General features: G+C 65.7%; 11 protein-coding genes. 6 read left to right on the forward strand and 5 right to left on the reverse strand.

What is annotated here, in order from left to right; all coding sequences use genetic code 11:
* Window positions 1-2 precede the first annotated feature (2 nt).
* The 3 genes from ISN75_RS11140 to ISN75_RS11150 all read left to right on the forward strand — a co-directional run bounded on the left by ISN75_RS11140 (window position 3) and on the right by ISN75_RS11150 (window position 3,235).
* Entirely contained in the window at window positions 3-536 is a 534-nt protein-coding gene (locus tag ISN75_RS11140; RefSeq protein WP_167257352.1) for a MaoC family dehydratase, read from the forward strand.
* Entirely contained in the window at window positions 523-1,545 is a 1,023-nt protein-coding gene (locus ISN75_RS11145; RefSeq protein WP_343821477.1) for an NAD(P)H-quinone oxidoreductase, read from the forward strand. Before ISN75_RS11140 ends, ISN75_RS11145 begins: the two co-directional genes overlap by 14 nt.
* An 82-nt stretch (window positions 1,546-1,627) precedes the next feature.
* Window positions 1,628-3,235, forward strand: a complete 1,608-nt coding sequence (locus ISN75_RS11150; protein ID WP_343821475.1) for an MBL fold metallo-hydrolase — start codon at window positions 1,628-1,630, stop codon at window positions 3,233-3,235.
* Between the two features lie 110 nt (window positions 3,236-3,345).
* Here the strand turns inward: ISN75_RS11150 and ISN75_RS11155 are convergent, their stop codons facing one another.
* The 3 genes from ISN75_RS11155 to ISN75_RS11165 form a co-directional block, all read right to left on the reverse strand.
* Entirely contained in the window at window positions 3,346-4,872 is a 1,527-nt protein-coding gene (locus ISN75_RS11155) for a right-handed parallel beta-helix repeat-containing protein (RefSeq protein ID WP_343821473.1), read from the reverse strand.
* Window positions 4,873-5,102: 230 nt separating this feature from the next.
* Window positions 5,103-6,686, reverse strand: coding sequence for a Gfo/Idh/MocA family protein (locus ISN75_RS11160; protein ID WP_343821472.1), 1,584 nt, complete (start codon window positions 6,684-6,686; stop codon window positions 5,103-5,105).
* Between the two features lie 95 nt (window positions 6,687-6,781).
* Window positions 6,782-7,321: a hypothetical protein gene (locus ISN75_RS11165; protein ID WP_168647359.1), complete on the reverse strand. Its 540-nt coding sequence runs from the start codon at window positions 7,319-7,321 to the stop codon at window positions 6,782-6,784.
* 278 nt (window positions 7,322-7,599) lie between these two features.
* Here ISN75_RS11165 and ISN75_RS11170 point away from each other — a divergent pair, with 278 nt between their 5' ends.
* Window positions 7,600-7,722 carry a tryptorubin family RiPP precursor gene (locus tag ISN75_RS11170; RefSeq protein ID WP_214570649.1) on the forward strand — a complete coding sequence of 41 codons (123 nt, stop codon included), beginning with the start codon at window positions 7,600-7,602 and terminating at the stop codon, window positions 7,720-7,722.
* A 122-nt stretch (window positions 7,723-7,844) separates the two neighbouring features.
* Window positions 7,845-8,879, forward strand: coding sequence for a cytochrome P450 (locus tag ISN75_RS11175; protein WP_168647358.1), 1,035 nt, complete (start codon window positions 7,845-7,847; stop codon window positions 8,877-8,879).
* 33 nt (window positions 8,880-8,912) lie between these two features.
* On the opposite strand, the gene ISN75_RS11180 is transcribed toward ISN75_RS11175, so the two are convergent.
* Entirely contained in the window at window positions 8,913-11,306 is a 2,394-nt protein-coding gene (locus ISN75_RS11180) for a glycoside hydrolase family 127 protein (protein WP_343821468.1), read from the reverse strand.
* A gap of 314 nt (window positions 11,307-11,620) precedes the next feature.
* Window positions 11,621-12,628: an AraD1 family protein gene (gene araD1, locus ISN75_RS11185; protein WP_343821467.1), complete on the reverse strand. Its 1,008-nt coding sequence runs from the start codon at window positions 12,626-12,628 to the stop codon at window positions 11,621-11,623.
* 163 nt (window positions 12,629-12,791) lie between these two features.
* Here araD1 and ISN75_RS11190 point away from each other — a divergent pair, with 163 nt between their 5' ends.
* Window positions 12,792-13,730 carry a LysR family transcriptional regulator gene (locus ISN75_RS11190; RefSeq protein WP_343821465.1) on the forward strand — a complete coding sequence of 313 codons (939 nt, stop codon included), beginning with the start codon at window positions 12,792-12,794 and terminating at the stop codon, window positions 13,728-13,730.
* Window positions 13,731-13,762: the final 32 nt, after the last annotated feature.

Below are 13,762 nucleotides of genomic sequence, written 5' to 3' on the forward strand. Positions count from 1 at the left end.
ACATGGATCGAGACGATCGTTTGTGGGGTTACCGGGCTGTCGGCGAGAACCGTTATCGCGAGGTCATCGGCTTCTGCTACGACGACTTCCGCCCGGGCGATGTATTCGAGCACCGTCCGGGACGCACGCTGGCCGAATCGGACAATCTGTTGATGGCCGGGTTCAGCATGAATCCTTCGCCGCTGCACATCGATGCCGAATATTGCGCGCATACGCCGTGGAAACGGCCGCTGATGTCCAGCCTGGTCACTTTCAGCATCGTCTGCGGCATGAGTGTACGCAGCACCAGCGGCCGCGCGCTGGCCAACCTGGGCTGGGACAAGGTGCGCCTCACCCATCCGGTGTTCGCGGGCGACACCATTTATGCGGAGAGCGAGATCCTGGCCAAGCGGCTTTCGGAGACGCGGCCGGGCGCGGGGATCGTCAGCTGCCGGACGCGTGGGCTGCTGTCCACCGGCGAAGTCTTCCTCACCTTCGAGCGCAGCTTCCTGGTGCCGACGCGCGGCCAGGAGACCGAAGACCATGCGGGGTACTGAGCGGATGCTGGCGATGGTCTACGAAGGCGCCGGCGGTCCGGAGGTGATCGCGCGGCGCGAGCTGCCCAGGCCGGCATGCGGGCCGGACATGCTGCTGGTGAAGGTACATGCCAGTGCCCTCAACCGGGCCGACGTGCTGCAACGCGAAGGCGAATACGAGATACCTGCCGGGCAATCGACTATTCCGGGCGTGGAAATTGCGGGCACGGTGGAAGCCTGGGGCGAGAACGTGTCCGGTTTCTCACACGGCCAGCGCGTCTACGGCGTGGTGGAAGGCGGCGGCTGCGCCGAGTTCTGCCTGCTGGATCGCCTTATGGCCAACCCGATTCCCGACGGAATCGGCTTCGAAGAGGCCGCGGCGACGGCCGAGTCCTTTCTGACCTGCAACGAAACCCTGTTCGAACTCGGCGGACTGGCGCCGGGCGACAGTGTGCTTATCCATGCCGGCGCCAGCGGCATCGGCACCACCGCGCTGCGGATGGCTCTGCACATTGGCGCGCGGCCGATCTGCACGGTCGGCTCCCCGGCCAAGGCCGAGGCGCTGCGCGGGCTCGGCGCCGCGGACGTCATCGAATACAGGAAACAGGATTTCCTCGCCGAGGTGCTGCGCCTCACCGGCGGCGCGGGTGTTGCGCTGGTGCTGGATTTCGTCGGCGGTGCGTATCTGGAGCGCAACCTGCGCGCGCTGCGCCTGGGTGGGTGCATGGTCTCGGCGGGGCTGCTCGACGGCCTGTCGGCGGACATCGACCTGCTGCTGCTGGTGGAGCGCCGCCTGCAGATCAAGGGTTCGTCGCTGCGGCTGCGCCCGATGGCCGAAAAGCGCGGCGTGAACGCGCGCTTCCGCGAGCGCTGGCTCAAGCCCCTGCAGCAGGGCGAGATAAGCCCCGTCATCCACGCCACCTATCCGCTCGCCGATCTCGCACTGGCCCAGCACGAGATGGAGGAGAACCGCAATATCGGCAAGATCGTGCTGGCGGTGCGCGATACGGAAGGAACCTCGCTGCTGTGAGCCGCGCCATCCGCTGCACCCGATCCCGGCCTGCCGTTCGCCGCGCCCCTGCCTGCGATCCGATTTCTGTCATGGAGAAAGCATGAACGCCACCGCTGCCGACCACGACCTGGTCTACCTTGCACCCGATACCAAGCTCGAGCCGCTGGTCTTCCGCTGGTATGCCTGGGGCCATCTGGTCGCGCCGGTGCAACTGGCTTTGTCGCTGGCGTTTCGCCACCTGCCGATGCTGAAATCGTTCATCGCCAATCCGGCGGTGCACGAGGCGGCGAGAAAGAACCCGAAAATGCTCGGCGGTTCCTTTCTGGAGCTGAGCCAGCGAGACGTACCGGCCGTGCGCGCCTTGCAGCAGGACATCCTGGCGCGCGGCGCGGACCTGCTCGGCTTCGCCGAAGACCTGATCAAGCTGGATCGCCAGCTGCAGCAGAGCGAAACCGGTTTCAGCCTGGACCACCATTACGACGCGCTGCCCGCATCGCTCGCCGGCCTGGTGGAGGCCAGCTACGACCTCAATCACCATCCTTCGCTGCGCGTGTTCGAGGAATTGATCTACCGGGGCGAACTGGCCGGCACCGCGGCGCAGGAAATCGCCTTCTGCAAGACGCCGGACGCGCAGCGCAACTTCTTTATCAACACGCCGCGGCTGGACGGCGAGGATCGCTTCGTCGTACCGCTGCCGTTCGACAGCGCCTCGTACGATCTGGTCTCCCGAAGCCGGCTCTCGCCGGTTCCGTTCGGCGCCATCGCCGATGCGCTGGGTGTCGCCGACGATGCCGCGCGCACGCGGCTGCGCGGCTATTTCGCGCAAACGCCGCCGCCGCGCAACGAACCGGATTTCGCCGGCGAAGGCGTGCGCGTGCGCTACTTCGGACACGCCTGCGTGCTGGTGCAGAGTGCCGAGGTGTCGGTGCTGATCGATCCGTTCCTGGCCTGGGACGATGGCGACGACGGCCGGCTTACGTTCCACGACCTGCCGGACCGCATCGACTACGTGTTCCTTACCCATAATCATCAGGACCATTTCAGCGTCGAGACGCTGCTGCAGCTGCGCGGCCGCATCGGCACGATCCTGGTGCCACGCAACAACACCAACAGCCTGGCCGACCCATCGATGAAACTCGCGCTGCAGGCCATCGGCCAGCCGCGCGTGCAGGTACTCGACGCGATGGAGCGCGTGGCGATTCCCGGCGGCCACCTTACCGCCTTGCCCTTCTATGGCGAGCACGCCGACCTGAGCATCGCCAGCAAGCACGGCCTGCATGTGGACCTGCAGGGCCGGACGCTGATGTTCCTGGCGGACTCCGATGGCAAGGATCGGGCGCTTTACCGGCGCATCGTGCAGCGGCTGGGCAAGGTCGACACCTTGTTTATCGGCATGGAGTGCGATGGCGCGCCGCTTACCTGGCTGTACGGTCCTTACCTGAGCCAGCCGATCAGCCGCAAGGACGATGATTCGCGGCGTTTGTCAGGATCCGGCAGCGAGAACGCCTGGAGGATCGTGGAGGAAATCGGCTGCAAGACGGCTTATGTCTACGCGATGGGACAGGAGCCATGGCTGCGATTCGTGGCTGGACTGGAATACACGCCGCAGAGCAAGCAGATGGTCGAGTCGGACAAGTTCATCGGCCGCTGCCGCGAAGCCGGACTGGCGGCGGAACGGCTGTGCGGATCGCGGACGATGCGGATGTAAGCATGGAGGCGGCGAGGTTTCGGTGCGCGGAACACTGTTCTTCGCACCGAAACCTTTTACTTCACCGATTCCGAGCCAAAGCCGGAGCCCGGTACTGGACGGCGCGCTCCTCAGTGAAAGCTGCTGCCGGCATCCTGGTTATAAGGCGCAGCCTGCCATTCCGCCGGGGTCAGGCTTTGGCCCTGGTCCTCCACCATGAACTGCCACGGACCCACGTACGTGTTGCCACTGAATACGTTGGCCTGGTTGAAGGTGATGGCTTGCTCAATCACATCGCCCTGGTACGGCGACCATGACGGATAGGTTCCCCAGTTCGAAAGCAGGCCCTGCCAGCCGCATCCGTTATCCGCCGTGCAATTCGAGCCGATATTCGAAGGATTGAAGCTGAAGGTATTGCCCGTCACCTGGATGTTCTGGCTCTTCCAGCGGCAATCCGAATAGTACGGGGCCTTGTCGATCGTGCCCGCCACGCAGGTCGACAGATTCACCACGGCGGGATTGACCAGCGTGCAGTCGCCGCTGCTGGTATTGGCGGGCGAATTGCAGAAGCGGTCCGCGTTCTCCCAGATCACGACGCCCGACCAGTTGTCGGTGAAGGTGTTGCCCGTGATCGCGATGGTCTGGTAACGGGCCGGAACACGGGCGTCTCCACCGCTCTCGGAGAGGTAAATGGCGCTCGTCGGAAAGCCAGGATTGTCCGGTCCGGCCGTATGGGCGGTTCGCAGGAACGTATTGTTCTTGATCAGTGCGTTGTAGGACGTCTCATAAATAATGCCCGAGTTCTCCTCATCGCTGAAAACATTGTTCTCGATATCGAAGTCGTTGTTGTTGGTGTCCGCCCACAGCCCCGGGCCTTCATGGTTGTGGTGAAACCAGTTGTTGGTGATGGCCGCCTTGTTCGTTGCCCAGAACTTGCCCCCTCCGGTGCAGCCGCACCCCGGGCTGGCCGTCTCCCAGCGATAGGTGTTGTTGTATGAAATCTCGTTGTGATCGATGACGACATTCGAGACGCCGTCCGGCTCGTAGGCGCTGAAGCCGTATTGCCCGTTGCCGGTCAGGCAATTGTATTTCAGGGTGTTGGAGCTGCCGACGAACACGCCGGCCCCGGCATTGCCTTGCACGGTGTTGTACTGGATCGTCCAGCCGTGGCCGGCATCGTGATTGACGACGCCTTCGTTGTTGTTCGCGTCCGCGGCGCCGAAGTTCTGGATGGTCAGATGTTCGATGGTGACGCCGGTGGCCTGGCCGGTGAAGGCATACAGATTGGTGTGCTGGCCATCCAGGACCGCCCCCGGCGCACCGATGAAAACGCTGTTGTCGGCGGGAATGATCTGGCTGTAAATGCCGGTGCCGAGCTTGTGGACTCCAGGAGCAAACCAGAAGACCTTTCCGGCCTGGCGGAAATTGAAGGAACTGTTATCGCCGGCCGGCACCGTGATGGCCCCTGCCGGTGGCGTTGACGGTCCATTCAAAATGGACGCGTCCCCGCAAACGGCCGTGGCGGCGGCCGCCTGTGAAAGGCGCGGTGCTGCGGTGCTTGCAACGTAAGGCTGCGCCATGGCGGATGCCGACAGAAAGACGGCTGTCAGCGCGGCGACATGGCCGGCCTTCCGTAAGGCGTCACGAAGGATCCTCATGCGTTCTCTCCTTGCGATGATGAGGCGACACGTCATGGCGACTGGCGCCAAGGGAGGCGCGACTATCGCGCAAACCTTCGCCAGTGAAATGCGATTGGCTGCACAGTGCGCCGCCATCTTTCACCGTCAAGGGAACAGAGCGATTAAGCGTGGGATGAAACCCGTCCATGCGCGGCCTTATCTCGCCGGGTGAAACCCGCGTGCATTGGGTAACGCGAGCGGCGGCTGTTTCAGAGCACCCACCCTTCCCGGTATTCACGCCGCAGAAACGCATTGGCAGCAGGCAGGTTGGTGATGCGCATGTTCGCCCCGTCGTACTCGATCCTGCCGCCCGCGCGAAGAGACACGACACCCAACAGCATGACCTCCGTCAGCTGGGCAGCGTACGGGAATGGCGACGACGCCTCCGCCCTGCCCTTGCACGCATCCACCCAATTCATCTCGTGCGAGGTCTTGATGCGCGCGTACTTCTGCGGTGGCGTGCCCACCGAATCATGCAACGACTGCGGCAATAAACGCGGGTTCGCGCCATAGGTCTCGTGGATAAGCGCACCCTTGTCGCCAACGTACAGTACGCCGCCGTCCTTGCTTATCTGCACCGCCCCCAAGGCCTTCACCGCCGGCGGCAGCAAGGCGCCGTCGTACCAGGTGAGCTTCACCGGCGGCCGGCTGCCGCGTGCGGGGAAGTCGTAATACGTCATCGTCGCCATGGGATACGACGCCTCGTTGAATGGCGTCGAGACGGTTTCCACCGAGTTCGGAAAACCCAGGTCCAGCGACCAGAACGGGGAATCGATCAGGTGCGCTCCCATGTCGCCGATGGCGCCCACGCCCCAGTCCACCCAGCCGCGCCAGTTGAACGGGTGATACAGCGGGTGGTATTCGACGACGGGGCCGGGGCCGAGGAAGAGGTCCCATGCCAGCCCTTCGGGCTTCGGATAGTTGCCGGCCATGGCGTTGGCGAGCCGGTCCATCACCGCGTCCTCGTTCCAGCTTGCATCGTCCGGCCGCGGCCTGGTCCGCGGACGCGGAATGCCCTGCGGCCAGTAGGCCAGCGGGCGATTGGTCCAGGCGTGGACTTCGCGGACATCGCCGATCGCCCCGGCCGCGATGTACTCGTTGATCAGGCGGGCATCGTCGCTGGAGTGTCCCTGGTTGCCCATCTGCGTGACGAGCCTGGGATTTTCCTTCGCCTTCCTGGACAGCTCGCGGGCTTCGTAAATCGACCAGGTGAGCGGCTTCTGCAGATACACGTGCTTGCCATGACTCATCGCCGCGCTGGCGATCACCGCGTGCAGGTGATCCGGTGTTGCGATGACGACCGCGTCGATATCCTTCTGCTGTTCGAGCATCCGGCGGTAGTCGGTATAGCGCCTGGCTGCACTGAACTTGCCGGCAAGCAGCCGGGTCTGCTCGATCTCGTTCTGCAGCTCCAGGCGTTCCCTGGCGGTCTGGGCCCTGTCGAGGCGTGCCTGCGTTTTCCCCAGGCCGCCGACCATCCCGTGAAAGGACTTCTCCGTATAAGCCCAGTCCACATCGCACAGCGCGACGATGTTCTCGCCGGCCAGGGCGCGCATATTGTGCAGACCCATGCCGCCGACACCGATGCCGGCGATGTTCAATCGATCGCTGGGCGCCATATGGCCAGGCCCACCCAGCACGTGGCGGGGCACGATCATCAGCCCGGCCGCGGCCATGGCTGTGCCGGTAAGGAATTCGCGGCGGGACATCTTGCCGCTTGCTTCCGTACCCCCGGAGGCTCCCCCGATGCGGGAGCCCTGCTGCTCTTTCGCGACTTTCGATTCATCCGTCATGGGTGCTGCAACCCCGCGTGATATCGATATCCGATCCACAGCATTCTGGCTGCAACGTGATCAGAGGATCAAGGACGCACCGCACCCTTCGGCCATTACCTGCCTTGCCTGGCGTAATCCCCCGCCGCCGGACATGCATGCTGGACGACCTCGAGCCGCACGATATCGTTGCGTGCCAGCACCTCGTCGCGGACATAGCCGACCTTGACCCTGGAATCGGCATGGACGATGCCGCCGCCAGGTTCGGTCGCGTGATAGCCCAGCCGGATTTCATCCGGCCCGTAATCGAACAGTTGCCCGCCCACGAACCATTGCTCCACGCCGGAATCGGCTTCGCTCGACGAGGCGAGCCCTGGATGAAACTGGTCGAGGCAACCTTCGACAGTGGCAAAGCGTCCGCTGAGCACCTGCTCCTTCAGCGCGGCGGCATGGCGCACCTCGTGCAGCAGCGCCCCGCACGCGCCCACCGTGATGGTCAGGGTAAGCAGGAGATAGAACCACGCGCCTTTTCGTCCGCTGCGGATCAGATACAGCATGAAACAGCTGCCGCCTATGCCGAGCACCACGAAGAGGAGGAAGAAGAAATAAGCCGGGCTGATCCGGTCGGGATGCTGGGCTAGATCGAAAACGTCCACGCACACGTCCTCTGTGTATCGCCGCACCATGACCGGACCTGGGCGAATCCGCAACGGCATCAGCTCGGCCGGCCGTTGCCGATCATGCCGTGGCCGCCCCGCTATTCGATTTATTCACGCCGCCGACACCCTGAGGTCACTGTTTTTTCGAACCGGCCTCGAAAGACCAGATTTCCGGCCCTAAGCGACTCCATTGTTCCGTCCGGCTGGCATAGCTTCGCCAACGGCCTCCGATCTTCACGATCTGCGGCCGCGCAGGGAACGCCATCATCGAATGGATGCCTATCGTCTGGATCCTCACTGAAAAGGTAGCTGACATGAAGAAGAGCCTCTTTGCCATCAAGAACCTGTTCGAGCGTGAGAAGAGCCTGAAGGACTACGCCTGGTACATCTGGTTCTGAATGGCCGCGCTGCCTCGATGCCGTAGAGAGCGCAGCGTCATTTGATCCATCCGCGTCCGGCGTCGCCTCGGAAGATCGGGGCGCCGCCGGATGCTCCGCCGACCCTCGAGGCTCCCGACCGCATGTCATCGACCGCCAGGCACGTCCGCCCCACCGTCTTCGCTCCCCGCCTCCAGGCGCTCCTGCGCGATCACGCCGGCGACGATCTGTTCCGGCTGGATGCGAACACGGTCGGCGTCGCCGGTCCGGAGCTGATGGACCGCATCCTGAAGGCCAGGCCGGCGACCGAAACCGAGCGGCCGACCTTCAAGCCTTTGCTGGGTCGTTCCATTGCGCGTCCGGATGCCTTGAAGTCGATGCAGGCGATCGGGCGCGACGTGCGCGCCGCATTGAAGAAACCTTCGCCTGGCGACGTGGATCTCAGTGGTCCGTGGCCGCACGTCGGGCATGTCTATCTGCGCGACCTGATCCTGGGCGGCGATCCGCGCCGCCTGCGCTTCCTGATGGATCGCATCCTGGAGCTGACGCCCAAGCTGACCTGGGCGGTGATCACGGCCGGCGCGCTATGGCCGCTGCGCGCGGGGCCGCAAGCCTCCGCCATCGCCGCGGCGACGGCCGCGGCCGCCAGTTATCGCGAACGCCGCTACGCCATGGGCATGTACCGGCGCACCGCGGCCCCGGTGTGCTTCACCATCTCGACCCTGGTCGCCAACGCGCTCTGGCTGGGCGCGCCGTTCGACGACGCGGTATCGAACCGGCACGTGCTGTACGAAACGCTGCGGCTGCTGCCGCCGTCGTGGAACATCCTGCGCAACGCATCGCCCGAATACCCGGCGATCGATGCGCGCATCGGCCCCGCTGACGACGTGCTGATCCTGCCGCTGGTCAGCCACCGCGCTCCCGCCCTGTGGAGCGATCCGGACGAGTTCCTGCCGGAGCGCTGGGAACACCTGAATCCCGACGACCTGCCCGGCTACCTGCCCTTCGGCCACAAGTCCGAGCGTTGCTGGGGGCAGCATATGGTGCTGCCGCTGGCGGAAATGTTTCTGGATCTGCTGCGCAAGCAAGGCGTAACCGTGAGTCCGCGGCAGAAAGTCGCGCAGGTGCCGCTGGCCGGCCTGCTGGGTGTCGCCGAGGTCCAGGTCGCGCCGATGTAGCGCCAATGCCAAGGCGCGCCCTGTGCGTGCCGCTCAGGCCGGAATCAGCCATCCGCCGAACAGCGGCCCGGCGGTGTCGCCATGCTGCGGCTCGATGCGGAACTTCAACGTGCCGTTGCGCGTCAGCGCTGGTGGCAAGGGGTAATCGCGATCCACGAAATCGATCACGTTGCCGCGCTCCACCTTCACCTCCACCGCCAGCTTGCCGTCGACCAGGATATTGAAGCGGCCCTTGTCGCTGCCCCAGAAACGCAAGCGCAGCGCCAGCGGCCGCTCGCTGCCCTTCATCTCGAACTCGACGAAACCCTTGCCGCGCACGTCGCGGCACTCCTTGCGCCGGTAGGCGCCGCCGAAGGAGGTGTCGCTGGCCAGCTTGTGCGCCTTCTCGGACGCCTCGTTGCCGAACTGGATCATGTCCACCGCCCGGCTCCGCAAGGCGTCCTGGTCCGCCTTGGCCCGTTCCCGCCGCGCCGCTTCCTGTGTCCATTGCGCGGAGTCCATGCGCTTGAAGTACAGCGCGCTGCGGCGCTCGTACTGCGCAAAGAACGGCACGAAGGTCAGCCCTTGCGGGCGCGTGGTGCTGGCGAGAAAGCGTCCCGGCTGCGGCAAGGGAGTGAAGCCGGACAGCGGCGATGCATCCGCCACCAGCGCGGGATCGGGCTGGTCGTAAGCCTCGCTGACCGGGCCCAGATCCGCCGCCAGCGCCAATGGGCCGCGCATCACCACGATGCTGTTCTCATCGCCCGCGGCATGCTCCAGCCGCAGCGGCATGTCGAACTCGACGTCGACCACGTCGCCGGCCTTCCAGTTGCGCGCGAGCACCAGATAGCCCTGCTCCGCCTTGGCGCCCTGCTCATGGCCGTTCACGCGCAGCTTGAAGCGCCCTTCGCTCCATGCCGGCACGCGCAGCAGCAGGCGCCTGGGCGCGCCGGCACCCGCCCGGTCGATCTGCAGCCGCACCTTGCCGTTGTCCGGCACGCCGCTGTCCAGCTGCAGCGCGATGCCGCCTTCCTGCCAGTCCAGCGCGGAGGAGATATACAGATTGACGTAGAGCGAGCGCTCGTCGTGCCAGTAGATCGAATCGCCGAACTGCGCATGCGCCTCCAGCCCGGTGCCCACGCAGCACCAGAACGAATCGAACTTATCGGAGAAGGCGCGCTCGCCGCCAGTGATCATCGGCATCATGTAGGCGAACATGCCGGTCTCGGCATGCTGGGCCGCCATGGTGTGGTTGTGCAGGGTGCGCTCGTAGTAATCGAAGTAGCGGGCCTGCGGCGTCCACTGGTACAGGTGCCGCGTGAGCTTGAGCATGTTGTAGCTGTTGCAGTGTTCGCAGGTCTGCTCGGTGAGGAAGGAGGAGATCGTGTCCGGCTGCTGGAAATACTCGCGGTCGGCATTGCCGCCGATCACGTAGCTGTAGTGCGTGACCACGGTTTCCCAGAAGAAGCGCGCCGCGGCGGCGGCATCGATGTCGCCGGCAACTTCGAACCGGCGCGCCTCGCCGATGAACTTGGGCACCTGGGTATTGGCGTGCCGGTGCGGCAGGTCGTCCTTGCCGGCGATGGCGGGGTCGACGACCTTCTCGTGGCGCAGCCGCTTGCCGACCGCGATCCAGCGCGGGTTGCCGGTGCGCGCGCCCAGCTCGATGTACGACTCGTTGAAGCCGCCGAACTCGCTGTCCAGCAGCTGCTGGAGCTGCGTGTGGTCGAGTGCGTCGAAGACACCGGCGAAATAGGCGGCCGCTTTCTCCAGCACCTCCAGCGCCTGCCGGCTGCCCGCCAGCGCATGCGCATCGAGCAGGCCGGCGAACAGCTTGTGCTCGGTATAGAGCGGCGACCAGCTGCCGTTGAGGTTGAAGGCGCTGCCCTTGATGACGCCGCGGCGCACTTCCTCGAACACGATCTTGCCGCCCTCTACCCGGCCATGCTCGTCCTTGCGCGTGAAGCCGCCGACGTAGCCGTCCTTATCTTGCGCCTGGGCCCGCGCCAGTTCGGACACGATGTAGTCGATGCGCTTCTTCGCTTCCGTATCGCCGGTCTGCCCATGCAGCAGTGCCAGCGCGCTGAGGTAATGGCCCAGCGTGTGGCCCGCGATGGTGTCGCCTTCCCAGCCGCCATAAACCGCGCCCTTGGGCGTCAGGCCGGCGTACTGCAGGAAGTTGTGCAGCAGGCGGTCCGGCTCCAGTTCGAACAGATAGCGCCGGTTGGCGGCCAGCGAATCCAGGAACAGCGACGGCTTCAGCCGCACCGCCTGCAGGGGAACCGCCGTCACCCGGTCCGGCGTGGAGGCCGCGGCTTCCAGCGGAAATTTCAGGAAGCCGGCGGCCACGGCCAGCGCGCTCCATTGCATGAAGCGGCGGCGCGACGGGTCCGTCGCCGATGGCGCGGCGCGATGCTGTGCTCCAGCGGAAAGCGGCTTCCTGGTCATGCGGCAACTCCGGAATACGGTGAAACGGACGGGCGGACTATCGAATGGATCGCCGGCGGCGTCTTGACCTTATTGCGCATCGCGGCGCTCGCCGGCACCGGCCGCGGCGGATGGCGGGCACTGCGGCGCATGGTCGCCGGCGCCAAGGCGGCCTGCCCGAAAAACCTGTGGTTTCCGGTGCTATCGGGCGGCCTTCGGCGCCGGCCGCCATGTGCCATCGCGGCGGCATTCCCGATGCCGGCACGGGGGTGGCGCTGTGCCGATATCCGCATCGGCGGGATGGTCGGCCGGAACGCGGGGCCGGCCGCGCGGACTCACAGCGGGCGCACCCCGTGCAGCGCGAAACCGCCCGCCACGCTGCGCAGCGGATTGCGCAGCGGCGCGCCCAGCGCCGGCAACTCGATCTCGAAGACGTCGCCGGGCTGGGCTCGCACGTCGTCGGCAAAGCTCAATGTGGCGGTGCCGAAGAAATGCAGATGGACGTCGCCCGGACGGCGGTGCGCGGCGTACTTGAAGTGGTGGTATTCGAGGTTGGCCAGCGAGTGGCACATATTCGCCTCGCCGGTGAGAAAAGGTTTTTCCCACAGCACGCGCTCGCCGCGGCGGATGCGGCTGGAGCCGCGCAGGTCGGCCGGCAGTTCGCCGGTGCGCAGCTCCGGCCCGACCGCGCAGGCGCGCAGCTTGGAATGCGCCAGATAGAGGTAGTTCTGGCGTTCGGTGACGTGGTCGGAGAACTCGTTGCCGATGGCAAAGCCCAGGCGATGCGGCGTGCCGTCCGGGCCGATCAGGTACAGCCCGACCAGTTCCGGCTCCTCGCCGCCGTCGAGCGCGAAGTCCGGCGACGCCAGCGCCTGGCCCGGCGCGGCCACGATGCTGCCGTCGCCCTTGTAGAACCATTCCGGCTGCGCGCCCGGCGTATCGCCTTGCGGCATGCCGCCTTCCACGCCCCACTGGAATATGCGCATCGAGTCGGTCAGCGCGCCGGCCTCGGCCTTCTGCTTGAGGTTCTGGTGCATCGCGTCGCGCGCGGCGGCGCTGCCCAAGTGGGTGAGACCGGTGCCGGTGACGCGGCAATGCGCGGGGTCCGGATGGTGCAGCGGGGTGAGCACGCGTTCCTGCGCCAGCAGCGCCGCGTATTCGAGCCGTGTTTCGCCGTGGTGCGTCGCGGCCTGCGCGTCGAGGCTGCGCCCGCTCTGGATGGCGAGGGTCGCCAGCGCATAGGTCGAATCCACGCCATCCAGCAGACGAACCTGCGAACCCTGCACATCGACCACGCCCACTCGCGCGGCGCCGGCATCGTCAAGCAACTGGATCAAGCGCATCGTTTCGCATCCCCGCAGGCGCAAAGCCGCCCCGATAAACCTTGGACCCGCACGCTCCCCGCTGTGCCGGACCCTGACCTTGCTGATCGTGCATGCTGAATCGATATACGACAAATAGATATTTCGTCGTAACCTATATGAAATCCATTATCGAAAGCCCTCCATGCGCCCCACCCCCTGGTTCGTCCGCGCGCGCCTGAAGACCCGCCAGCTGATGCTGCTGGTCGCGATCGAGGAGGAAGGCAATATCCATCGCGCCGCCGAGGTGCTGAACATGTCCCAGCCGGCGGCGTCCAAGCTGCTCAAGGACCTGGAAGACATGCTGGGCGTGCCGCTGTTCGAACGGCTGCCGCGCGGCATGCGGCCGACCTGGTACGGCGAAAGCATGATCCGCCACGCCCGCATCGCGCTCGCCGGCCTGAGCGCGGCCGGCACCGAGATCGAGTCGCTGAAGGCCGGCCGCGCCGGCGCCGTCGCCATCGGCGCGATCGCCGGCGCGGCCGTGAGCCTGCTGCCCAAGGCGCTGGCGCGGATCTCGCAGGCACATCCGGACCTGCGCGTGTCCCTGCTGGTGGAGAGCAGCGACGTGCTGCTGGAGCGGCTGGAACAGAACCGGCTGGACCTGATGGTGGGGCGCCTGTTCGCCGGCCACGACAATCGCAACCTGCATTACCAGGCGCTGGCCGAGGAAGAAGTCTGCGCCATCGCGCGGCCGAAGCATCCGATCTTCGAGCTGCCCGCTCCCGCTCTGGACGATCTGGCCCGGGCGGCCTGGATCGTGCCGCCGGAAGGCAGCGTGCTGCGCCACCGTTTCGAGCTGATGTTCCGCAGCGCTGGCCTGTCGGCGCCGGCGCGGGTGATCGGCACCGCCGCGGTGCTGTTCTTGACCAAGATGCTGCAGGAAAGCGACTACCTGGCGGTGGTGCCGCAAGACGTCGCCCGGCATTACGCCGAACACGGGATGGTGCGGATCGTGCCGCTGGAGCTGTCCTGCCGGATGGATTCGTTCGGCATCATCACGCGCACCGATTGGCTGCTGTCGCCGGGGGCGAGGACGGTGCTGGAGGCGTTGGGTGAGGTGGCGGCGGAGGTTTATGGCTAGTCGCGAAGCACCGCACTTCTCCCTCTGCTGGG

Origin of the sequence: Dyella marensis (assembly GCF_049532885.1) — a bacterium.
Classification (GTDB): Bacteria; Pseudomonadota; Gammaproteobacteria; order Xanthomonadales; family Rhodanobacteraceae; genus Dyella_D; species Dyella_D marensis.